The 21,277-nt window shown below is 71.0% G+C and carries 20 protein-coding genes and 1 pseudogene; 13 read left to right on the forward strand and 8 right to left on the reverse strand.

The window, feature by feature from the left end; translation table 11 throughout:
- Positions 1 to 80: 80 nt before the first annotated feature.
- Entirely contained in the window at positions 81 to 908 is an 828-nt protein-coding gene (locus E0H26_RS19475; RefSeq protein ID WP_131305572.1) for a lytic polysaccharide monooxygenase, read from the forward strand.
- Entirely contained in the window at positions 893 to 1,495 is a 603-nt protein-coding gene (locus E0H26_RS19480) for a DUF305 domain-containing protein (protein ID WP_240742268.1), read from the forward strand. The genes E0H26_RS19475 and E0H26_RS19480 overlap by 16 nt, the downstream gene beginning before the upstream one ends.
- A 305-nt stretch (positions 1,496 to 1,800) precedes the next feature.
- Here the strand turns inward: E0H26_RS19480 and E0H26_RS19485 are convergent.
- From E0H26_RS19485 to E0H26_RS19495, 3 genes and pseudogenes are all read right to left on the reverse strand, one after another.
- Positions 1,801 to 2,043: pseudogene (locus E0H26_RS19485) on the reverse strand (hypothetical protein); the annotation flags it as partial.
- A 267-nt stretch (positions 2,044 to 2,310) separates the two neighbouring features.
- Positions 2,311 to 4,080: a choice-of-anchor Q domain-containing protein gene (locus E0H26_RS19490; RefSeq protein WP_206025238.1), complete on the reverse strand. Its 1,770-nt coding sequence runs from the start codon at positions 4,078 to 4,080 to the stop codon at positions 2,311 to 2,313.
- Positions 4,081 to 4,239: 159 nt separating this feature from the next.
- The gene (locus E0H26_RS19495; protein ID WP_131305574.1) at positions 4,240 to 5,820 is read right to left on the reverse strand and encodes a sigma-70 family RNA polymerase sigma factor; all 1,581 of its coding nucleotides are present in this window, start codon (positions 5,818 to 5,820) and stop codon (positions 4,240 to 4,242) included.
- Positions 5,821 to 5,998: 178 nt separating this feature from the next.
- Between E0H26_RS19495 and E0H26_RS19500 the strand changes: the two genes are divergently transcribed.
- The 7 genes from E0H26_RS19500 to E0H26_RS19530 all read left to right on the forward strand — a co-directional run bounded on the left by E0H26_RS19500 (position 5,999) and on the right by E0H26_RS19530 (position 13,283).
- Positions 5,999 to 7,042, forward strand: coding sequence for an aromatic ring-hydroxylating dioxygenase subunit alpha (locus tag E0H26_RS19500; protein WP_131305576.1), 1,044 nt, complete (start codon positions 5,999 to 6,001; stop codon positions 7,040 to 7,042).
- Positions 7,039 to 7,263 carry a hypothetical protein gene (locus tag E0H26_RS19505; RefSeq protein ID WP_206025240.1) on the forward strand — a complete coding sequence of 75 codons (225 nt, stop codon included), beginning with the start codon at positions 7,039 to 7,041 and terminating at the stop codon, positions 7,261 to 7,263. The genes E0H26_RS19500 and E0H26_RS19505 overlap by 4 nt, the downstream gene beginning before the upstream one ends.
- Complete coding sequence (locus E0H26_RS19510) at positions 7,260 to 8,213, forward strand: PDR/VanB family oxidoreductase (protein WP_338106221.1); 954 nt, start codon at positions 7,260 to 7,262, stop codon at positions 8,211 to 8,213. Before E0H26_RS19505 ends, E0H26_RS19510 begins: the two co-directional genes overlap by 4 nt.
- Before the next feature lie 30 nt (positions 8,214 to 8,243).
- Positions 8,244 to 9,041 (forward strand): IclR family transcriptional regulator, encoded by a 798-nt coding sequence (locus E0H26_RS19515; protein ID WP_131305578.1) that lies wholly within the window; start codon positions 8,244 to 8,246, stop codon positions 9,039 to 9,041.
- A gap of 104 nt (positions 9,042 to 9,145) precedes the next feature.
- Complete coding sequence (locus E0H26_RS19520; RefSeq protein WP_165521910.1) at positions 9,146 to 10,000, forward strand: PaaX family transcriptional regulator; 855 nt, start codon at positions 9,146 to 9,148, stop codon at positions 9,998 to 10,000.
- Between the two features lie 188 nt (positions 10,001 to 10,188).
- Positions 10,189 to 12,627 carry a DUF6351 family protein gene (locus E0H26_RS29600; protein ID WP_131305582.1) on the forward strand — a complete coding sequence of 813 codons (2,439 nt, stop codon included), beginning with the start codon at positions 10,189 to 10,191 and terminating at the stop codon, positions 12,625 to 12,627.
- 23 nt (positions 12,628 to 12,650) lie between these two features.
- Positions 12,651 to 13,283: a hypothetical protein gene (locus tag E0H26_RS19530; RefSeq protein WP_131305584.1), complete on the forward strand. Its 633-nt coding sequence runs from the start codon at positions 12,651 to 12,653 to the stop codon at positions 13,281 to 13,283.
- Positions 13,284 to 13,503: 220 nt separating this feature from the next.
- Here the strand turns inward: E0H26_RS19530 and E0H26_RS19535 are convergent, their stop codons facing one another.
- On the reverse strand, positions 13,504 to 13,971 hold the full coding sequence (locus E0H26_RS19535) for a MarR family winged helix-turn-helix transcriptional regulator (RefSeq protein WP_131305586.1): 468 nt from the start codon (positions 13,969 to 13,971) through the stop codon (positions 13,504 to 13,506).
- Positions 13,972 to 14,054: 83 nt separating this feature from the next.
- Between E0H26_RS19535 and E0H26_RS19540 the strand changes: the two genes are divergently transcribed.
- The 4 genes from E0H26_RS19540 (at position 14,055) to E0H26_RS19555 (ending at position 17,971) form a co-directional block, all read left to right on the forward strand.
- Complete coding sequence (locus E0H26_RS19540) at positions 14,055 to 14,981, forward strand: SDR family oxidoreductase (protein WP_131305588.1); 927 nt, start codon at positions 14,055 to 14,057, stop codon at positions 14,979 to 14,981.
- 37 nt (positions 14,982 to 15,018) lie between these two features.
- A complete protein-coding gene (locus E0H26_RS19545) occupies positions 15,019 to 15,900 on the forward strand; it encodes an amidohydrolase family protein (protein WP_131305590.1) in 882 nt (293 codons plus the stop codon).
- A gap of 17 nt (positions 15,901 to 15,917) precedes the next feature.
- Positions 15,918 to 16,370 (forward strand): MaoC family dehydratase, encoded by a 453-nt coding sequence (locus E0H26_RS19550; protein ID WP_131305592.1) that lies wholly within the window; start codon positions 15,918 to 15,920, stop codon positions 16,368 to 16,370.
- Positions 16,371 to 16,444: 74 nt separating this feature from the next.
- Entirely contained in the window at positions 16,445 to 17,971 is a 1,527-nt protein-coding gene (locus E0H26_RS19555; protein ID WP_165521911.1) for an acyl-CoA synthetase, read from the forward strand.
- Here E0H26_RS19555 and E0H26_RS19560 read toward each other — a convergent pair.
- From E0H26_RS19560 to E0H26_RS19575, 4 genes are read right to left on the reverse strand one after another with little or no spacing between them, the layout of a single operon-like run.
- Positions 17,895 to 18,782 carry a PaaX family transcriptional regulator gene (locus tag E0H26_RS19560; RefSeq protein ID WP_131305598.1) on the reverse strand — a complete coding sequence of 296 codons (888 nt, stop codon included), beginning with the start codon at positions 18,780 to 18,782 and terminating at the stop codon, positions 17,895 to 17,897. The two genes, E0H26_RS19555 and E0H26_RS19560, sit on opposite strands and share 77 nt — an antisense overlap.
- Before the next feature lie 41 nt (positions 18,783 to 18,823).
- Positions 18,824 to 19,636, reverse strand: coding sequence for an ABC transporter ATP-binding protein (locus E0H26_RS19565; RefSeq protein WP_131305602.1), 813 nt, complete (start codon positions 19,634 to 19,636; stop codon positions 18,824 to 18,826).
- Positions 19,629 to 20,453, reverse strand: coding sequence for an ABC transporter permease (locus tag E0H26_RS19570; protein WP_131305607.1), 825 nt, complete (start codon positions 20,451 to 20,453; stop codon positions 19,629 to 19,631). The genes E0H26_RS19565 and E0H26_RS19570 overlap by 8 nt, the downstream gene beginning before the upstream one ends.
- Positions 20,450 to 21,250, reverse strand: coding sequence for an ABC transporter permease (locus tag E0H26_RS19575; RefSeq protein ID WP_131305610.1), 801 nt, complete (start codon positions 21,248 to 21,250; stop codon positions 20,450 to 20,452). The genes E0H26_RS19570 and E0H26_RS19575 overlap by 4 nt, the downstream gene beginning before the upstream one ends.
- Positions 21,251 to 21,277 lie beyond the last annotated feature (27 nt).

Below are 21,277 nucleotides of genomic sequence, written 5' to 3' on the forward strand. Positions count from 1 at the left end.
CGGATCCGTTAAGGCTCCCTTATGGAACTTCGCAATAGCGTCCTCGCCGTCACAGCCGAAGCGAGTCGCACGGAGTTCAGATGCGCAGGAAGATCAGCTATCCACTGGTAGCCCTCGGTATGGTCGCGTCGAGCCTGACGGTCGCGTCGCCCGCACAGGCCCACGGTTACGTGTCGAACCCGCCCAGCCGGCAGGCACTGTGCGCCGCCGGAACCGTTCGGGACTGCGGCCCGATCCAGTTCGAGCCGCAGAGCGTCGAGGCCCCCAAGGGCTCGCAGCGATGCGACGGCGGGGTGGCGCAGTGGTCGGTGCTCTCCGACGAGTCCCGTAACTGGCCGGCCCGGAACGTGGGCAGTTCGGTGACCTTCACCTGGGTGCTCACCGCCCGGCACCGGACCGCCGACTGGGAGTACTTCATCGACGGCACCCGGATCGCCACGTTCGACGGTGGGAACGCCCAGCCGGACGCGACGGTGTCGCACACGATCGACCTGGGCAAGTTCCCGGGCCGGCAGCGGCTGCTCGCCGTCTGGAACATCGGGGACACGCCGATGGCCTTCTACAACTGCGTCGACCTGAACGTGGGCGGTGGCGGCGGAGGTGTCGTGCCCACCAGGCCCCCGGCCTCCTCCGAGCCGCCCGCCAACCCGCCGGCCGCTCCGCCCGCCGCGCCTCCCGCCGCCGACCCGCCGGCTGCGCCCCCTGCCGCCGACCCGCCGGCCGCCGACCCGCCCGCCGCGCCCCCTGCTGCGCCGGTGACCGGCGATCCGTGGGCCGCTGGTGTCAGCTACAAGACCGGCGACGTGGTGACCTACGAGGGCACGCGCTACCAGTGCCGGCAGGGCCACACCTCGCTCAACAGCTGGGAGCCCTCGATCTACACCCTCGCGCTGTGGCTGCCGCTGTGAGGCGCCGGCTGGTAGCCGTGGCGCTGCTCGCACCGTTCCTGCTCGGCGCGTGCAGCACGCCCACCGCCGAGCCGCCCCGGGCCACCGCCGACACGGCGGTCGCGGAGATCAAGGCCGGTGAGGCGTACAACGACACCGACGTGATGTTCCTGCAGATGTTCGTCCACCATCAGCGGCAGGCCCTGCAGATGACCGCCACCGCGGTGGAACGGGCGCAGGACCCGGAGTTGCGGACGCTGGTCCAGGCGGTGCAGGCCACCGAGTCCGACGAACTGTCGATGATCGAGGGCTGGCTGAAGGGCTGGGGCGAGTCGACGGAGGTGGACACCGCACCCAACCTGCACGCCCACCACGGCGGACTGCCCGGCACCGGCCCGGCCGAGATCAAGGCGTTGACGACGGTGCCGGACGCGGAGTTCGACACCGCGTTCCTGAGCCTCTTCCTGGCCCACCAGCACAACGCGATGGAGCTGGCCGACATCGTCACCGACGGCGGCAAGAACGCCGAGACCAAGTCCTTCGGCGAGCGGGTGAAAGCCTCCCGGCAGGGCGAGATCCAGCAGATGCTCAAGCTGATGGCCAAGTAGCCGCCGATTGTCCGGCGGTGCCGGCGCCGACCTGCTCGGCGACGTACACCGACGACGCCCCGCCACGCCGAGGTTCTGTCTCGCCGATCTTGGTGCGGAACGGCCCCCATGAGGGCTGTCTCGTACCAAGATCGGCGGCTAGAACGTCGCAAGATCCGCGAGAACGGGAGCTAGCCGAGCCGGTCCCGGTCCAGTCGACCGCCCTTTTCCGCGCGCTCCGTCCGCTCGGGCACCGCTGGTCGCTCCCTGGCGGACGGCCGGTCGCCGCGCATCTCCGGCAGCCGCTCGTTGCGCCCACGCACCCGGGTCACCTGGTACAGCCGGTTGAGTCGGGTTGGCCAGCCCAGGAAACGGTCGAACATGTCGGCGGCGCTGCCGGTGAGGCTGGGGCTGAGCCGGTGCAGATCGTCGATGGCGTCGCACAGGCAACCGGCCAGATAGAGGTGCAGGCCGACCGGGCTGCCGTCGTAGTCGGCCAGCAGGGCGAGCTTGGCCCGCGTACACGGCCAGGGTTGACCGCACCGGCGGCACAACCACAGCGGACGCATCGGCGGATGCTCGGCCGGTTCCGCGGCCAGCAGATGCGGTGGCGGCTGCTCCGGCGGTGGGCAGTCCTCAGTCATGGCCCCACCCCCCGGAGGTGGTCGCCAGCGGACGGTGGGTTCGGGGACCAACGGACGAACCCACCGCCGCCGGGCGGCGGCGGTCAGCCGGCCGCCGATCACCCGTCCACGCAGCCCGGGCAGCAGTACGCGAACGGGGACTCTGAACCGGCACCGCCGCTGCGGTGCCGGGCTGAACCAGGAACGGGCCGCTCACCCTTCGTCCGTTCGCGCACCCGAACGGTGCACTCCGGCGCGCGACCGGTTGACCGCGCGGAGCGTGAACAGGGCCGCCGCCACCGCGATGATCCCCGTGCCGACCAGGGCGATCGGCAGGATCGGGCGCGCTGGCTCGGAGCCGGACGCCGACCCGGCCGCCGCCTCCACCGGTGGCAGCTGCGTTACCGGCGCCGCCGCGACGCTGGGCGCCCCGGAGGCGGACGGCGTCGGCGACGGCGTACTCGGCGAGGCGCTCGGGCTGGCGGCGGCGACCGCGGTCCGCTGTACCGAGCCGATGTCGCAGCGGGCCGTGCTCCGCTTCTCGCCCCGCTGGTCCCGGCTCTCGCACTTGGCGCCGGCGCCCAGCAGCGGGCTGTTCTTCGCCGGCATCATGTTCCAGGTGGACCCGCCGTTCGCCACGGGCGCGGCGAGCCGGGGGTTGGCCGCGGTGACCCCGGGAACGCACTTGTTGGAGTTGTCCCGCGAGGTGACGAGCCACTGCACCACCCGTCCCCCGGTGCCGGTCGAACTGCACGTCATCGACTGGCCCCACGGGTTGCCGGCGGAGTTGGCGACGAAGACGGTGTTGTTGAGCACGAACTTGCTGCCGAACAGCGCCCCACCGTGGCCGCCGGCCCGGTTCTTCGCGTACGTCACGTTGTTGCTGCGGTGACCGTCGCCGAAGATCGCGCCACCGTAGTCCTTGGCGGTGTTGCCGTGGATCGTGCTGTTGCTGATCGCGCAGGTCGGAAAGCAGTCGAGGTAGAGGGCGCCGCCGTTGCCGTCGCTGGTGTTGGACAACAGGCTCGACTGTCTGACGATGATCGAGCCGTTGCGCCCGGTGTCCGGGCCCATGCTCAGCCGGGCGGCGCCACCGGCGCCGTTGCCGCCTCGGCCGTTGGGCTTGACCCGGTTGCCGGAGAAGGTGGTCCGCTCAACGATGATCTTGTCAGGCGCGTACGCCCAGAGGTAGGCGCCGCCGCCGTTGCCGTGGCCCGTGTTGTTCCTGATGGTCGAGCCGCAGATCTGGATCACACCACCCGACTGGCCGATCGGCTTGGCGCCGTCGGTGCCGATCGCGCCGCCGTCACCGAGGCCGCCGCTGGTGGTGGTGCTGTTGTCGGTGAAGGTCGAGTTGACCACGGACAACGGCGACAACAGGCTGTAGACGGCTCCGCCGTACCAGGACGAGTTGCCGGTGAAGGTGCTCCGGGTGATCGACAGCGAGCTGTCGGTGTGTACGGCGACCGCGCCGCCACCGATGCCTGCGGTGTTGTTCCGGAAGGTGCTGCCGATCACCTCCACCCGCGACTGGTACCGGCCCGCGACCGCCCCGCCGGTGCCGGTCTTGCGCGAGTCCGACTGCTCGGCGGCGCCGTTGACGAAGGTCAGGTTCCGCACCGACAGGGTGGTGCGGTCCTCCGCCACCAGGATCCGGTTCTTGCCGCGACCGTCGAGGGTGACCTTTCCCCCGCCGTCGATCACGGTCGTCTTCGTCACCGAGAGCTCCCGGCTGACCTGGATCTTCGCGGCGTCGCCACACTTGAAGGTGACGTGCCCACCCCGCGTCACCGCGGTGCGCAGGGCGCTTTCCGTGCAGCTCGCGGCGGTGCCGGTACCGACGACGGTGCCCGAGGACGGCACCTTCAGCGTCGGCGGCGGTTCGCAGCTGGCGGCGGCCCAGGCAGTTGACCCGGTACCGAAGACAACTGCGCACACTGCCAGCACGGGCACCACCAGCTGCGCGAACGGTCTCAACTGCATGCAGACTCCAGCCGACACGACGACGTACGGTGAGCTGGCGACGGCCGATGCTCGGCCGGCCGGCGCCTCACGCAGTAGGAGACCGCGCGGCCGGCCGGCGGATAACGGAAACTGTGGGCCGAATTCCGCAGCGGTTTCGTGGGACGGCAGCGCCGGGCGTCAGGCCCAGGGATCACGCACCACGAAGGAGCTCTCGGCCGCGAACTCCCGGCTGCCGTCGGGGAGATCCAGCCAGAAGCCGCCGTCGCGGTGGTGCACCACGAGCGAGGGATAGTTGTGCGACTGGAGGGTCACCGATCCGGCGGCCGATCCCCGGCGCGGGCAGAAGGTGGCGTCCTCGCGGAAGAGCGGAGTGCCCTCGTCCGGGCTGAGCTGCACCTGTAGTCCCCAGTGCCGCAGGTAGCGCCCGTCGGCGGCGCGCAGCGTGACGCAGGTCGGGTCGGCCAGCCCTCGGCTGACGGTGAAGGTGGCCCGCTCCCGGGCCCGTTCGGCGCTGGCCGCGCCGACCTGGCCGAGTTCCGCGTACCTGCCGTCGTGGCTGAGGTACCGGCCCGCCGCCTCGACCGACTCCAGTGACCAGCTGCCCAGCGGGATGGTGCCCGGCGCGGTGGCCGGGCGGCTCGGGGACGGCCGGGCCGGGGACGGTTCGGGTGACGGCGTCCGGGCCGACGGGGTGGGTGCGGCACTCGACGGCGCCGGAGCGGCCGTGGTGGGTGCCGCGACGATGGCGGGTGGGGCCGGTGCCGGTCCGGGCGGCAGCGCCACGCCGGCCACGGTGCCGGCGGCCAACGCCGCACCGGCGGCGACGCTGGCCACCGGGTGGGCACTCACCAACTGGGCGAGCTTGCCGAGCAGCGTGCCGGGCGTGCCACCGGCCGCCGTCGTCGCCCCGGTGGCGGTGTACGCCGCCGCCAGCACCGGCGTGGTCACGGTCGTCGTGGTCAGCAGCCCCTTGGCGGCGAGTGCGGCGGCCAGGCCGGCCGGCACCGCCAACGGCGCGATGCCCAGCAGCAGCCGCTCGGCGGGCACCTGGCCCTCGGCCCGGGTCGAGCAGGTGGGGCAGTCCCGGGTGTGGCGGGCGATCCGCTTGCGCCACACGGGTGCGGGACGACCGTCCCAGCCGTCGATGGCCGCCGTCAGTCCGGGGCAGCGCGGATCGGCGGCCAGCGCCGCGACGATGCCGCGGCTCAGTTCGAGCTGCTCGCGCATTCGTTGCAGGCGTACGCCGACGTGCGCGACGGTGGTGTCACAGGCGGCGGCGACCTCGCTGCGGCTCAGCTGGCCGGCGCACTCCTGCCACCACAGCGACAGCATCGGGCGCTGCGCCACGTCGAGCCAGCGGCTCGCCTCGACCACCTGACGGCGCTGGTCCGCCAGGTACAGCCGCAGGATCGCCTCGTCCTCGACGTCACCGTCGCCGGGCAGCAGGTCGGCCGTGTCGACCACGGTGGCCCGGTCGACGGCGATCCGCACCCGCTGCCGGTGGGTGGCGATCTGCCGCAACGCGATGGCCACCAGCCAGGACCGGAAACTCTCCGGGGCGCGCAACGCCGGCAGGTCACGGATGACCCGGACCAGGGTCTCCTGCACCACGTCGTCGATGTCGACGTGACCGTGCAGGGCCCGCCCGACGATGTTGTACAGCAACGGCAGATGCGCGGCGATCAGTTCTTCGCGGGCCGACCGGTCGCCCGACTGCGCCGCGGCGACGAGCTCCGCGTGGTTTGCAGTGATCGTCATCCCGCACCGCCCCATGGGAGTGTCCCGCCGAGCACGACGACACACCCTAACGAGTAGGTACGCGGTGGGACATGAGGCGAGCCCGGCTTTCATTGAGTGAAAGCTGCGGTCCCGGCCGTGACCGTGCCACGGGATGATCCGGCTGCCCCACGGTTCGTCGAGGAGGAGGTTCGGTCCCATGACGTTCGCACGTGACCAGTGGTACGTGGCGGCCTACGGCAGCGAGGTCGGGCGGGAGCTGCTCGCCCGTACGGTGCTGGGTGAGCCGCTCGTGCTGTACCGCACCGGCGCCGGGGAGGCGGTGGCGCTGGCCGACCGCTGCGTACACCGGCGCTACCCGCTCTCGGAGAGCCGGCTCGACGGCGACACGATCGTCTGCGGCTACCACGGCTTCACCTACGACCAGACCGGATCCTGTGTCTTCGTACCAGGTCAGCAGCGCATTCCGCGTACCGCGCGGGTCGCGGCGTACCCGGTGGTGGAGCAGGACTCCTTCGTCTGGGTGTGGATCGGCGACCGGGACCGGGCCGACCCCGCCGCGATCCCCCGCGCCCCCTGGCTGACCGATCCCCGGTACGCGGTGGTGCGCGGCATGGCGCCGCTGAACGCGCGGTACGGCCTGCTGGTGGACAACCTGATGGACCTGTCCCACGAGACCTACCTGCACGGTGGTTACATCGGCACGCCCGAGGTGGCGAACACCCCGATCACCACCGAAGTGGACGACGAGCGGGGCATCGTCTACGTCAGCCGGCACATGGACGACGCGGAGTGCCCGCCGTTCTACGCCCGCTCGACCGGCATCCAGGGCCGGATCACCCGCTGGCAGGACATCGAATACCACCCGCCCTGTCTCTACCTGCTGCACAGCCGGATCGCCCCGCAGGGCGTCTACCCGCCGGCCCAGGGCGAGGACGACCAGGCGTTCCACGCCGAGATCGTGTACGCGATCACCCCGTCGACCGAGCACACCACGTACGACTTCTGGGCGGTGGCGCGGGACTTCGCGATCGACGACGAGTCGGTCAGCGAGTACCTGTACCAGAGCAACCACACGGTGGTCATGCAGGACGTGACGGCGCTCGACATCCTGGAGCAGGTGATCGCGTCCGAACCGGAGAAGTACCAGGAGCTGAGCATCAACATCGACACCGGCGGGCTGGCCGCCCGGCGGCTGCTGGCCCGCATGGTCGGCGCGGGGACGGTGGAGGCGACCCGGTGAGCAGCCCAGCCGGCATGCTCACCGGGGACCGGGTCTACCGGATCCACTGGCTGCCGGGCACCGACATCCTGCGCGGCGTCTGCCACTGCGGCGCCCAGCGGGTCGCCGAGGAGCCGGTCGAGCTGTGGGAGTGGCTGCTCGCCCACCCGCAGGGTCACCAGGCCCCGGCGGCGCCTCCGCCCTCCGCCGACGCGCCGACCCGGCTGGCGGTACCGGCGTGACCGAAGACGACCTGACCGGTGTGGAGCTGATGGTGACCGGTCGGGACCAGGTGGCGAGCGAGGTCGTCGCGATCAACCTGGGCCGTCCCGACGGCGGTGACCTGCCCGAGTGGACCCCGGGTGCGCACGTCGACCTGGTGCTGGGCCCGGAGCTGGTACGCCAGTACTCGCTCTGCGGTGACCCGGCGGACCGGTCGATGCTGCGGATCGCGGTCCAACGCGAACCGGACGGGCGCGGCGGCTCGCGGCTCGTGCACGACCGGCTGCGCCCCGGCGCCACCGTCCGGGTGCGCGGGCCACGGAACAACTTCGTGCTGGTTCCGGCACCGCGTTACCTCTTCATCGCGGGTGGCATCGGGATCACCCCGATCAGCCCGATGGTCGCCGCCGCCGACGCGGCCGGCGCCGACTGGCGACTGGTGTACGGCGGGCGCAGCCGCGCCACCATGGCCTTCGCCGCCGCCCTGCGGGAGAAGTACGGCGACCGGGTCAGCCTGTGTCCGCAGGACGAGACCGGCCTGCTCGACCTGCCCGGGTTGCTCGGCCGTCCGGATGCCGGGCTCGTCTACTGCTGTGGCCCGGAAGCCCTGGTCAAGGCGGTGGAGCAGCACTGTAGCGGCTGGCCGCCCGGCGGCCTGCACGTCGAGCGGTTCACCCCGGTCGACCGGGCCGGCGACGGCGACACGACGATCGAGGTCGAGCTCGCCAGCTCCGGGCGGACGCTCACGGTGCCGCCCGGTACGCCGATCCTTCAGGCGGTGGAGGAGGCCGGGGTGCAGGTGCTCTCCTCCTGCCGGGAGGGCACCTGCGGCACCTGCGAGACCACCGTGCTCGGCGGGGTGCCGGAGCACCGGGACAGTCTGCTCACCGAGGAGGAACGGGCGGCCGGCGACACGATGATGATCTGTGTCTCGCGGGCCCGTACGCCCCGGCTCGTGCTGGACCTGTGACGGGCGTCGGGCAGCCGGGATGATGGCGGGGTGGACAGCCAACCCGGCCGGTCGGTCACCAGCAAGGTGCTGGCGCTGCTGGCCGCGTTCAGCCCGGCCAGCCCGGCACTGACCCTGACCGAGTTGGCCCGGCGGGCCGGGTTGCCGCTGCCCACCGCGCACCGCCGGGCCGCGGAGCTGGTCGCCTGGGGTGCGCTGGAGCGCGGCGAGGACGGGCGGTACCGGATCGGCCTGCGGTTGTGGGAGGTGGGCTCGCTCGCGCCCCGGGGTCTGGGGCTGCGTGAGCTGGCCCTGCCGGTGCTGGAAGACCTGTACGAGGTGACCCACGAGAACGTCCAGCTCGCCGTCCGGCAGGACCTGGAACTCGTCTTCATCGAGCGGATCGCCGGACGGCACGCGGTGCCCGTACTCACCCGGGTCGGCGGGCGCTTCGCGCTGCACGCCACCGGGGTGGGGCTGGTCCTGCTCGCCTACGCGCCGACCGAGGTCCAGGAGCGGGTGCTGGCCGCACCGCTGGAGCGGTACACCGACCTGACCATCACCGACCCGAGACAGTTGCGCCGGTGCCTGGCCGAGGTGCGTCGGGTCGGGTACGCGGTCAGCGACCGCCAGGTGACCATGGACGCCCTCTCGGTCGCCGCACCGATCCGCGCGGCCGACGGCGTGGTGGCCGCGATCTCGCTGGTGGTCGCCCACGACCGGGCGGATCCGCTGGCGCTGGCGCCGCTGGTGCAGGCCGCGGGTCGGGTGCTGTCCCGGGCGTTGGGCGCCCCGAACCGGCCAGCACCGGGCCGGGTGCCGTTACCGCCCCGCCACGGGACGCAGTAATTTATCCAGGTGTCCGATGTCCATCATGCGCGTTTGCTGACTGATCGCCCTCGCCGCCTCGGTACTGGCAGCGGGTCATGCTGGTGGTGAGCGAGGACGGCCCGATGGATACGCCGTCGGACCGCTCGGCGGCGGTCGGGCGGGCGCGTGCCCAGCGGCTGCTGGTGACGCTGCTCGGGGACTACTGGCACGCCGGGCACGCACCGCTGCCCTCCGGCGGCCTGGTCGCGGTGCTGGCCGAGTTCGACATCGCGCCCGCCAACGCCCGCGCCACGCTCAGCCGGCTGACCCAGCGCGGGATGCTCGAACGGACCAAGGAGGGCCGGCGGACCAGCTACCGGCTGACCGAGTCGGCGGCGCAGATCCTCCGGCGCGGCGCCCGGCGCATCTTCGCCACCACCGACGAGAACGCCTGGGACGGCAGCTGGACCCTGATCGCGTTCACGCTGCCCCTGGACGACACGAACCAGCGCCGGCTGCTGCGCGCCCGACTGCGCTGGTTGACGTTCTGGCCGTTGTACGACGCCACCTGGGTCACCCCGCACGACCGGTTCGACGAGGTTCGTGAGCAGTTGACCGAGCTGGGCATCAACGACGCGGTGGTGCTGCGTTCCACCGACCTGGACCTGCTGCCCAGTGGCCGGGCCCGGCTTGAGGCGGCCTGGCGGATCGACGACCTGGCCGCGGGTTACCAGGAGTTCCTGGAGCGGTACCGCGACCTGGCCCGGCGGGCCGGCGCCGGCACGGTGTCACCGGCGCGGGCGCTCGTGCAGCGCACCGAGATGGTCAACGACTGGCGTGCCCTGGTGGGCGAGGATCCCGATCTGCCGGCCACCTTCCTGCCCGCCTCCTTTCCCCGCGCCGAGGCCCGGGCGATGTTCCTGAACACCTCCGAGGCGCTGGCCGAGTCGGCGCAGCACCGCTTCGAGGAACTCGTCCAGACTCCCGACCGGGCCTGAGTCCGGCATCAACGACGGATCGATCTCGCGTCTGAAGTAGATACGATGCAAAATCGTTGACGCCCGATCAGATTTCGCATTATGTTCCCCGTGCGCATGTGACCAGGAGGTCCAGCCGCCCGTTCCCGGCTGAAAGGGGCACTGCTATGCACTCATATCGATCCCGGGAGAGAACACCGCAACGATCCTTGAAAATCGCCCTGACCGCGTTCGTCGCCACCGCACTGATCGGCAGCTCAGCGGCGCCGGCCATGGCCGCACCGCCGGCCGGCGCGGGCCACGACCACGCGTTCGACGTAGAGGTCGTCTCGACCCGCGCCGACATGATCAGCGGCGGCAACGCGTTGGTACGCATCGGCGTGCCCGACAACGTTCCGCCGCACCAGGTGAAGGTCCACCTCGCCGGCCGCGACCTCACCGAGCAGTTCCGCCCGGTCGGCGACGGCGGCACGCTGCTCGGCCTCGTCGACGACCTGGCGCTCGGCGACAACACGCTGGAAGTCCGCGCCAACGGGCTCGGGCACGGCCGCCCCCAGGCCGACGTGACCCTGGTCAACCACCCCGCCGAGGGCCCGGTCCTCTCCGGCCCGCACATCCCGATGTTCTGCACGGCCTCGGGCAACCCCTGGAACCTCGGGCCGGTCGACGAGAACTGTCACGTGGCGGCGCCGCGGGTCACGTACCAGTACCGCACCACCACCGGCAGCTTCGCCGCGCTGCCCGACGGTCCCCTGCCCGGCAACCTCGCCACCACCACCACTATCGACGGCCGGACCGTGCCGTACATCGTGCGCGTCGAGCGGGGCACCATCAACCGCGCGGTGTACGAGATCGCGCTGCTGCACGAGCCCGGTACGTCGGTGCCCGACCCGTGGACGGCCACCGACGGCTGGAACGAGCGGCTGGTCTACACCTTCGGCGGCGCCTGCGGCATCGGCTACACCCAGGCCACCAGCACCGGTGGGGTCATGAACCACACCCTGCTCAGCCGCGGCTACGCGGTGGCCAGCTCGACGTTCAACGTCTACGCCAACAACTGCAACGACGTCACCTCCGCCGAGACCGCGATGATGGTCAAGGAGCACTTCATCGAGACGTACGGCGTACCCGCCTTCACGATGGGCTCGGGCGGTTCGGCCGGCACGATGCAGCAGTTGCTCATCTCCAACGCCTACCCGGGCATCCTCAACGGCGTGATCGGCCAGATCGGCTACCCCGACGAGCGCTCGGTGACGCTGACCGGGCACGAGTGCCGGTTCATCTCCCAGGCGTCCGCCGCCGCCGGGCTGTCCACCGCCGAGCGCACCGCGGTAACTGGCTTCGCCAGCCCGAACACCTGTGGCGGCTACCAGAACTTCGACAGCGTCGACTGGCCGGCCACCTGCCCGAACCACGTCCCTGCGGCCCAGCGGTACCACCCGGTCAACAACCCGACCGGCATCCGCTGCGCGATGGCGGACTTCATCTCCAACGTGTACGGCGTCGACCCGGAGACCGGCTTCGGCCGGCCGATCATCCCGGACACCGTCGGCGTGCAGTACGGCCTGCAGACCCTCGCCTCGGGCGTGCTCACGCCTGAGCAGTTCGTCCGGCTCAACGAGGGCATCGGCGGCCTCGACGTCGAGGGCAACCGTACGCCGCAGCGCACCTCGGCGGACGTCGACGCCATCAAGGTGGCGTACGAGACCGGCCGGGTCAACCAGTTCGACGGCGGTCTACGGTGGATCCCGATCATCGAGACCCGGGGCTACACCGACCCCTCCGGCGACTTCCACGACCGCTTCCGGTCCTGGAACATGCGGGAGCGGATCGTCGCGTCCAACGGCAACGCCGACAACCACATCAGCATCACCGCGGCGTCAGCCACCGCCGGGACCGCCTCGACCCTGGCCCTGGATGGCATGGAGACCTGGCTGACCAGCCGGGCCGCGCTGGCGGCGAGCCGTCCGGAGCTGGACGACGTGACGCTGACCCGACTGTCCAAGCCCGAAGGACTGGCCGACGGCTGCATCGCGGCCAACGGTGACCGGATCGTGGAGCAGCTGACCCTGGACCCGGCCGCCCAGTGCAACCAGCTCTTCCCGTTCCACCGCAACCCGCGCGTGGTAGCCGGCGGACCGACCAGCTCCGCGGTGCTCAAGTGCCAGCTTGCGCCGCTGCACCGCTCCGGGTACGGGGTGAGCTTCACCGACGAGCAGTGGCAGCGCCTTCAGGCGGTCTTCCCCGACGGTGTCTGCGACTGGTCGAAGCCCGGTGTCGGTCAGGTGCCGCTGACCAACACCTGGATCCGCTTCGGCGCCAATGGTCCGATCGTGCCGGAGCTGCCCGTGACGGCCACCGCGCAGACGCGGTGCCTCGCCGGTCGGGCGTACGTGGCGGTGCAGGTTCGCAACGACCACGACGCGCCGGTGGACGTGGCGGTGGAGACCGCGTACGGCGAGCGGTCGTTCGCCAACGTGGCGCCGGGCGGTAACGCCTTCCAGCAGTTCACCACGCGGGTGGCGTCGGTGGCGGCCGGCACGGCGACCGTCCGCGCCACCGGGTCGCTCAACGGCCAGGCGGTGACGACCGTCGTGACGCCGGAACACCCGGCCGTCAACTGCGCCGACCCCCGTCCAGCGCAGTAACCGCACGGACAACGGAGAATCCTATGCACACGTGGAGTCGTAAGCGGTTGTTCGCGGCCGGTGCCGCAGGTGCCCTGCTGGCCGGGTCGGTGGCGGTGGCGTCGCCGGCCTCGGCGGAGCCGGGCGACAGCGCCGGCGTGTCGGTGACCGTCGACATCGAGGAGATCAGGGAACCGGGAGTGCTGGCCATGTCGGTGGCCGGTGACTCGGTGGCGCTGTCCGAGGACGGGTCGACGCTGCTGGTGCGCCAGTTCGTCGGCACGCTGCCGACGGTCACGGTCACCGACACCCGTACGGCCGACGAGGTACCCGCCGGCGCCGCCTGGGCGGTGCTGGGCTCGGCGACCGACTTCGTCGGCAGCGCCGGTCAGGACCCGATCGGGGCCGGTCACCTGGGTTGGCGGCCGAAGTTGCTCGACGGTGGCGACACCGGTCTGGTGGCCGAGGGCGAGGAGGTCGTGACCGTCCTCGACGAGCCGACGCAACCGGGCAACAACGTGGGTCTGGTGGACCAGGAACTGCTGGTCTCGACGTTCGACTCGGGTGCGGTCGCGGGCGGCGCGTACACGGTCGACGCCGACCTGTTCCTGCGTACGCCGGTGGATGTCGCGGCCGGTGAGTACGCCTCGACGCTGACCCTGTCCCTGTTCGAGTGAGGCCCCGGCGGAAGGCGGCGTCCGCCGCCCTCCGCCACCTCTGCCAACCACCACCGGCGCTCGTGACCGGGTGGCGCCACGGCGCCGCCCGGTCACGGCGTCACTCGGGGAAAGCCAGGGTCACTCGGGGAAAGCCAGCGTCACTCGGGGAAAGCCAGCGTCACTCGGGGAAAGCCAGCGTCACTCGGGGAAAGCCAGCGTCACTCGGGGAAAGCCAGCGTCACTCGGGGAAGGCCAGCAGCCGCAGCAGTTGGGCCAGCCGCTCGTGGTCCTCCGGCGTCACGGCCGCCAACAGGCCCAACTCCACCGCGCGGGCGGACTCCTGGGCGCGGGCGAAGAGGGCGCGGCCGGCGTCGGTGGCGACGAGGACGTTCGCGCGGCGGTCGGCGGGGTCGGTGCGCCGCTCGACGAGTTGGCGCTTCTCCAGCCCGTCGACGAGGGCGACGACCTGACTCGGGTCGAGGCGGAGGAACTCGGCGAGTTCCCGCTGGGTGGGTCGGACGTCGTCGGCGGCCAGGGCGAGCACGGAATAGGAGCGGGCCTTCAGCCCGTGTTCGGCGAGGGCGGCGTTGGCCGCCGCGAGGGTGAGGGCGTTGGCACGGGCCAGCAGGAAGCTCAGGTCCCCGGCGAGCACGCTGTCCCGCAGCCGGTCGCGTCCGGTCGGCCGGGTCTTTCCGATAGGGGACATGGCGACGATGGTAGCAAGCTTCACAAATAATTGACATTTTCAACGGTCCGTGCTCAGATCGGGATGGACACAAAGGAGTACCTATGTCACTGGACGGCAAAGTCGCCATCGTCACCGGATCCGGTCGGGGTCTCGGCCTCGCCTACGCACAGGAGTTGGCCCGTCGAGGGGCGTCCGTCGTGGTCAACGACGTCGACGCCGCGACCACGGCCGACGCGGTCGCGGCGATCCAGGCGTCCGGTGGACGGGCCGTCGCGGTGACCGCGCCGGTCGGCCCGACGGAGACCGCGAAGGAACTGGTCAACACGGCGATCGAACAGTTCGGGCGACTGGACATCCTGGTCACCAACGCGGGCGTGCTGCGCGACACCGTGCTGTGGAAGATGAGCGACGACGACTTCGACACGGTGATCAACGTGCACCTGCGCGGCACGTTCACCACCGTGCGCGAGGCGGTGCTGCACATGCGGCAGGCCGGCGAGGGCGGCCGGATCATCTGCATCGGCTCCCCCACCGGACAGCGGGGCAACTTCGGCCAGACCAACTATGCCGCCGCCAAGGCGGGCATCGTGGGCATGGTCCGCACCTGGGCGTTGGAGCTCAAGCGGGCCGGCATCACCGCCAACACCGTCGTCCCCGTGGCCGCCACCGCCATGACCGCCACCGTTCCGTACTTCGCCGCAGCGGTGCAGGCCGACGCGAACGGCGAACCGATGCCCGCGTTCTTCCGGCACGACCTCGGGTTCGGCACGTCGGACGACGTGGCCGGGCTGATCGCGTTCCTCGGCTCCGACGCGGCGGCCTCGGTGACCGGGCAGGTGATCGGGGTGGGCGGCGACCGCCTACAGATCTGGACCCACCCGGAGGCGGCACTGACCGCCTACCGCGAGGGCGGTTGGACCTACGACGCGCTGGTGCAGGCCTGGCCGACGGAGTTCGCCGGTGCCACGCAGAGCGTCGGGGAACGCTTCCCGGAGCTTCCGGAGGAGTTCAGGCCCGCAGCCTCCTGACCGGCCCGACGAGATCCGCTGACGAAGGTTACCGCCCATGTACCAGCCCGCGATCGACCTCGACGCCGTCACGGCGATCGACATGCACGTACACATCGAGGTCGACGACCACGGCCACGCCTCGCTGCCCGAGCCACTCGTGGCGGCGGTGTCGAAGTACTTCAAGACCGACGGGCCGCGACCCGCGGTCGACGCGGTGGCGCAGTACTACCGCGAGCGCAACATGGCCGCCGTCGTCTTCACCGTCGACGCCCGTACGCAGCTCAAGCACCCGCCGCTGTCCAGCACCGACATCGCCCGCGCCGCGGCGGCCCACGCCGACGTGCTCGTCCCCTTCGGGTCGGTCGACCCGCGCACCGGCGAAGCGGCCCTCGAACTCGCCGCCCGACTGGTCGAGGAGGAGGGCGTACGCGGCTTCAAGTTCCACCCCACCGTGCAGGGCTTCGACCCGAGCCACGACGAGTACGCGCCGCTGTGGGCGCTGATCGAGCGGGCCGGCGTTCCGGCGATCTTCCACACCGGGCAGACCGGCATCGGTGCGGGCACCCCCGGTGGCTACGGTCTGCGGCTCGGGCTGTCGAACCCGATGCTGCTCGACCCGATCGCCGCCGACTTCCCGAACCTCCAGATCATCATGGCCCACCCGTCGGTGCCCTGGCAGGACGAGGCGTTGTCGGTGGCCACCCACAAGCACAACACCTGGATCGACCTGTCCGGCTGGAGCCCCAAGTACTTCCCGGCCGAACTGGTGCGCTACGCCAACTCGCTGCTCAAGCGGCGGGTGCTCTTCGGCACCGACTTCCCACTGATCACCCCCGATCGTTGGCTGCGCGACGTGGCGGCCACCGACCTCAAGCCCGACGTGCTCCCGGGCATCCTCAAGGACAACGCGGCCCGACTGCTGCGTCTTGCCCGGTGACGACGAGAGGAACCGTCATGACGACGACCATCGCCTACGACCAGCTCACCGACCTGGCCGGTACGGACCTCGGCTACACCGAGTACCGGACGGTCACCCAGGAACAGGTGAACCTGTTCGCCGACGCCACCGACGACCACCAGTGGATCCACGTCGACCCGGAGCGGGCGAAGTCCGGGCCGTTCGGCGCCCCGATCGCGCACGGCTTCCTCACCCTCTCCCTGGCCGTACCGTTCTGGACCGAGCTGCTGGAGGTCAAGGGCGTGACCACGAAGGTGAACTACGGCCTGGACAAGGTGCGCTTCCCCGCACCCGTCACGGTCGGTTCGCGGGTGCGGATGCAGGCCACCGTCGCCGAGGTCACGGAGGTGCGCGGCGGCTACCAGCTCGCCGTCGACCAGACGATCGAGATCGAGGGTGGCACCAAGCCCGCAGTCGTCGCCCGGGGGCTCTACCGCTTCTACGCCTGAGGCGGTACGCCTGAGGACGGCGGGCGTCAGCCGAGCCAGGTGAGCACACCACCTCCACCACCAGGAGACTGATGATGCACCAGCACGGAATCGGCGGCTGGATGGCCAAGCGCCGGCTCAAGTCCCCCGACAAGGTCGCCCTCGTCCACGGTGACGGGGCGAGGATGACGTACGGCCAGTTCGCCGACGCCACCGACCGGATCTCGGCGGTGCTGCGGCAGCGGGGCGTCGGCAAGGGCGACGCCGTCGCCTACCTGGGCGAGAACAGTCCCGAGTTCCTCCAGGTGATGTTCGGCGCGGCGCAGCTCGGTGCCGTCTTCGTACCGGTCAACACCCGGCTCGCGCCGCCCGAGATCGCCCACGTCCTCACCGACTGCGGCGCCCGGCTGCTCGTCCACGACCCCGAGTTCGCGACGCGGGTGGCCGCCGCCGTGCCGGCCGCGCAACCGCCGCACGTCGTGGTCACCGGCGAGGGCAGCGCAGACCGGCCGGGCCTCGCCCAACTGGCCCGCAGCACGGCCGCCGACCCCGCCGGCCACGCCGACACCGGCCACCAGGACCCGGCGGCGATCATCTACACCTCGGGCACCACCGGCCGCGCCAAGGGCGCCGTGCTGACCCACGGGAACCTCACCTGGGTCGCCCTGAACTGCGTGGTCGACTACGACGTCGTCTCGACCGACGTCGCGCTCATGATCTCGCCGCTGTTCCACGTCGCCTCGCTCGGCATGGGCGCCCTCCCGGTCATCCTCAAGGGCGCCACCATGGTCCTGGAGAAGGGCTTCGAGCCGGGCCGCGCGCTCGCCCAGATCGAGCGGCACGGCGTCACGATGCTCAGTGGCGTGCCCACCACCTACCAGCTGATGGCCGACCACCCCGACTGGGCCTCGACGGACCTGTCGACGCTGGCGAAGCTCACCTGCGGGGGCTCGGCCGTGCCGCCGCGCATCCTCAACGCGTACGAGGCACGGGGGTTGTCGTTCTCCCAGGGGTACGGCATGACCGAGGCGTCACCGGGCGCCACCTCGCTGCCGCCCACCATGACCCGCACGAAGCAGGGCAGCGTCGGTCTACCGCACTTCTTCACCGACGTACGGATCACCGACGTGAACGGCGAGCCGGCACCGACCGGCAGCATCGGTGAGATCGAAATCGCCGGCCCCAACGTCTTCCCCGGCTACCACGGGCTGGCGGAGGCGACCGCCGACGCGTTCACCCCGGACGGCTGGTTCCGCTCGGGTGACCTCGGCTACCTGGACGAAGATGGCTACCTGCACATCTCCGGGCGCCTCAAAGACATGATCATCTCGGGGGGCGAGAACATCTACCCGCCCGAGATCGAGCAACTGCTCGGCGAACTCGACGGGGTGACCGGGGCCGCGGTCATCGGCGTGCCCGACGAGCGCTGGGGCGAGGTGCCGTGGGCGATCGTGACGGTACGCCCGGGAGCGTCGGTGGACGTCGACACCGTACGGGCGTACCTCGACGGCAAGCTGGCGCGCTACAAGCTGCCGAAGAACGTGGTCATCGTGGACGACCTGCCGCGGACCGCGTCGGGGAAGGTGCGGAAGGCGGACCTGCGAGCCCGGTTCGGCGCCTAGCCGTGGTGCGGGCCGCGACGAGTTCGGCGAACTCCGCGGCGGACGCCTCGGCCAGCTTCTCGTGCATCCGGCGGTAGATCTCCGCCGACCGGGTCGCCGGCCACTGCGCGTCCATGAACTCGGCCGGCAGCCGGGGGTCGGCGCGCAGCAACGCCAGCCAGTCCGCCACCAGCATCGTCCGTACGGTCAGCGCGCTCGGCGCCAACGCCACCGCGGCCGGGTCGTCCCACACCTCGATGAAGGCGAGGTGTTCGCGGCGGATCGCCTCGATGTCCCAGGCCGCCCGGACGCTCTCGGCGATCGGGAATCCCTCCAGCTCACGAGCGTGGAAGGCGATCACGGTGTGCGGCGGTAGGTCCTGCCGCAGCGGCTCCAGCGACCCGGCGAGGTCGACCTCGCCGGGTGCCAGCCACAACCCGTCGCGGATCGGCGCGAACCCCTCCCAGGTGAGGGTCGACCGCAGCCGGTGTCGCAGCATCCGCTGCCCCTCGGGGATCGAGAAGGTGACGAGCGTCCACCCCTTGCCCTGTGGATCGAAGGGCCGGGGGCCACGGACCCGGTCCGTCGCCTCGCGCAACACGGCCGCCCCGTGCTCGGTCAGCGAGAACAGCGTCTCCCGGCCGCTCCTGGTCCGGGCGAGAATGCCGCTCTGCACCAGGCGGTCGAGGGTCGCGCGGGTGGCGGGCGCCGCCACCCCAGCCCCCTCCAGCACGCTGATCAGGGCGCTCGCCCGGATCGGCCCGGTGGCGCCATCGACAACGTGCTCGCCGAAGAAGGCAAGCAGCAGTTGCTTCGGCTGACGACTACGCACAGCCCTCCCTTTCGGCGAATCCGTCGTCGTGGCAGCAGCGATCACCGCGCCGCTTGCGGGGCGACAGCCTGCCCACGCTTGGCCCGCTGGATCTGGTCGTAGACGTGGGTCCGCAGTTGCGTGAACCGGGGCAGGGCGCGGGTCGTGATCTGATCGCGCTCCGGCGGCAGATCGATCGCGAGGTCCTCTTGTACCCAGGTCGGCGACTTGGACAATACTAGAACCCGTTCTCCCAGATAAACCGACTCGTCAATGTCGTGCGTGACGAAGAGGATCGAGATGTTGCGGCTGCTGTGCAGCTCGCGGACGAGGTCCTCCAGGTCCGCCCGGGTCTGCGCGTCGACCGCCGCGAACGGCTCGTCCATGATCAGCACCTCGGGCTGGTACGCGACGGCCCGCGCGATCGCCACCCGCTGCTGCATGCCACCGGAGAGCTGCCACGGATGGCTACGGGCGGCGTGATCGAGACCCACCGCGGTGAGGGCGTCGGTGACCAGTTTGTCCCGCTCGGCGCGGGAGAGCTTCTTGTGCCGCAACGGCAGCTCGACGTTGCCCCGCACCGTCAGCCACGGGTAGAGGCTGCGGCCGTACTCCTGGAACACCACGGCCATCGCCGGGCTCGGCCCGGTCACCGGTGCGCCGTCCATCTCCACCAGACCGCTGGTCGGGCGCAGCAGGCCGGCCAGGCACTTCAGCAGGGTGGTCTTGCCACAGCCGGACGGCCCGACGATGCAGACCAGTTCGCCGGCGTTCATCGTGAAGCTGATGTCCCCGATCGCCTCGACGTCGCCGGTCTGCGATTCGTAGACCTTCCGCAGGTGTTCCACCCGCAGCAGGGTGCTCCGGTCAGACACGGTTGACCTCCCTGATTCCGTGGTACCAGCGCAGCACGCGCCGTTCGACGAGTCCGAAAACGACGGCGAGGAAGACGCCGACGAGACCGAGCAGGAGGATTCCGCTCCACATCTCGGCGATGAGGTAGTTGCGCTGGAAGTAGGCGATCCGGTAGCCGAGCCCGGCGGACGAGGCGAACATCTCCGAGATCACCATCAGGATGAGCGCGACCGACAGGCCCTGCCGGACCCCGGCCATGATGCGCGGGCTCGCCGCCGGCAGCACCAGGAACCAGAGCCGCTCCCACCAGGTGATCTGGAACGAGTCGGCGGTTTCCTTCATCACGCTGTCGGTCGCCCGTACGCCCTCGATGGTGTTGAGCAGGATCGGCCAGATCGCGCCGGAGACGATGACGACCACCTTCATGGTGTCGGTGATGCCGAGCAGCAGCATCACCACCGGGATCAGCACCGGCGGTGGGATGGCCCGGAAGAACTCCAGCAGCGGTTCGAGGAGTTCGCGCAGCCACTGGAGCAGGCCGATCACCGTACCGGCGGCGATGCCGATCACGATCGACGCGGTGATGCCGAGGCCGAGGCGGTACAGGCTCGGCAGCACGTCCTCGACGAACGCGGGACCGACCCAGGTGTCCACGAAGGCTTCGAAGATGGTCAGCGGATCGGGGAAGAACCGACTCGTCGACCTCGTCGCCACCAGGCCCCAGATCACCAGGAGCAGCATCGGCAGCCCCAGCGCGTAGCCGAAGCTCGCCGCGATGCGGGACCCGACGCCGGGCTTGCGCCGGGTGACGGCGATCCGTTCGGGGTGCGTGGTCACCGGGCCTCCTCCCCTCGTACCGACTGGTGCCAGGACAGCGTGCGCCGCTCGACGAACCGGAAGACGAGGTTGACCGCGAGCCCGAGCAGGCCGGTGACCACCACGAAGGCGTACAGGCCGACGGAGTCGCCGGCGGACCGGGACAGCTCGATCATGCGGCCGAGGCCCGGGTTGCCGATCACCATCTCCGCGGTGATGGCGAGGATGAGCGCGACCGCCGCGGCGAGCCGCAGACCCGTCATCAGGTACGGCAGGGCCGTCGGCAGCACCAGGTGGGTCAGCTGCTCGCGGCGGGTCAGCCCGAAGCTGCGGGCGGTGTCGCGAGCGACCGCGTCCACGTCGGCGACGCCGTAGATCACCTGCACGAACACCTGCCAGAACGACGCGTAGATGATGATGACCAGGGCGGCCTGCATCTGGATGCCGAACATCAGCACGGCGAGCGGAATCAGGGCGACCGACGGGATCGGCCGCAGGAACTCGACCATCGTGTGGGTCGCCCGCCGCAGGAACGGCACCAGGCCGACGATCGTGCCCAGCACGACGGCGGCGAACGTGGCCACCGCCAACCCGATCGCCCAGGACGTCATGGTGGATCCCAGCCGCCGCCAGAACGCCAGGTCGAGGGACTCCTCGAACAGCCGGGCGGCCACGTCCGTCACGTACGGCAGGTACTGCGAGTTGATCAGGCCCAGGGTCGGGATCAACTGCCAGACGACGAGGAATCCGGCCAGACCGACGACGCCCAGCAGCGCCTTGCGTAACGCGCGCAGGCGTCGGGTGGATAGGACACGCATGTCACTCCCGTGATCGAGCGGCGGCGA

The sequence above is a fragment of the Micromonospora zingiberis genome (assembly GCF_004331455.1).
In the GTDB taxonomy this organism is placed as follows: domain Bacteria; phylum Actinomycetota; class Actinomycetes; order Mycobacteriales; family Micromonosporaceae; genus Micromonospora; species Micromonospora zingiberis.

Bases quoted from the DNA above. Each gene is read 5' to 3' on its own strand.
- E0H26_RS19500 (WP_131305576.1), top strand. From the start codon at position 5,999: ATGACGTTCGCACGTGACCAGTGGTACGTGGCGGCCTACGGCAGCGAG.
- E0H26_RS19555 (WP_165521911.1), top strand. From the start codon at position 16,445: ATGCACCAGCACGGAATCGGCGGCTGGATGGCCAAGCGCCGGCTCAAG.
- E0H26_RS19540 (WP_131305588.1), top strand. From the start codon at position 14,055: ATGTCACTGGACGGCAAAGTCGCCATCGTCACCGGATCCGGTCGGGGT.
- E0H26_RS19575 (WP_131305610.1), bottom strand. From the start codon at position 21,250: ATGCGTGTCCTATCCACCCGACGCCTGCGCGCGTTACGCAAGGCGCTG.
- E0H26_RS19535 (WP_131305586.1), bottom strand. From the start codon at position 13,971: ATGTCCCCTATCGGAAAGACCCGGCCGACCGGACGCGACCGGCTGCGG.
- E0H26_RS19520 (WP_165521910.1), top strand. From the start codon at position 9,146: ATGGATACGCCGTCGGACCGCTCGGCGGCGGTCGGGCGGGCGCGTGCC.
- E0H26_RS19490 (WP_206025238.1), bottom strand. From the start codon at position 4,080: ATGCAGTTGAGACCGTTCGCGCAGCTGGTGGTGCCCGTGCTGGCAGTG.
- E0H26_RS19545 (WP_131305590.1), top strand. From the start codon at position 15,019: ATGTACCAGCCCGCGATCGACCTCGACGCCGTCACGGCGATCGACATG.
- E0H26_RS19550 (WP_131305592.1), top strand. From the start codon at position 15,918: ATGACGACGACCATCGCCTACGACCAGCTCACCGACCTGGCCGGTACG.
- E0H26_RS19495 (WP_131305574.1), bottom strand. From the start codon at position 5,820: ATGACGATCACTGCAAACCACGCGGAGCTCGTCGCCGCGGCGCAGTCG.
- E0H26_RS19475 (WP_131305572.1), top strand. From the start codon at position 81: ATGCGCAGGAAGATCAGCTATCCACTGGTAGCCCTCGGTATGGTCGCG.
- E0H26_RS19530 (WP_131305584.1), top strand. From the start codon at position 12,651: ATGCACACGTGGAGTCGTAAGCGGTTGTTCGCGGCCGGTGCCGCAGGT.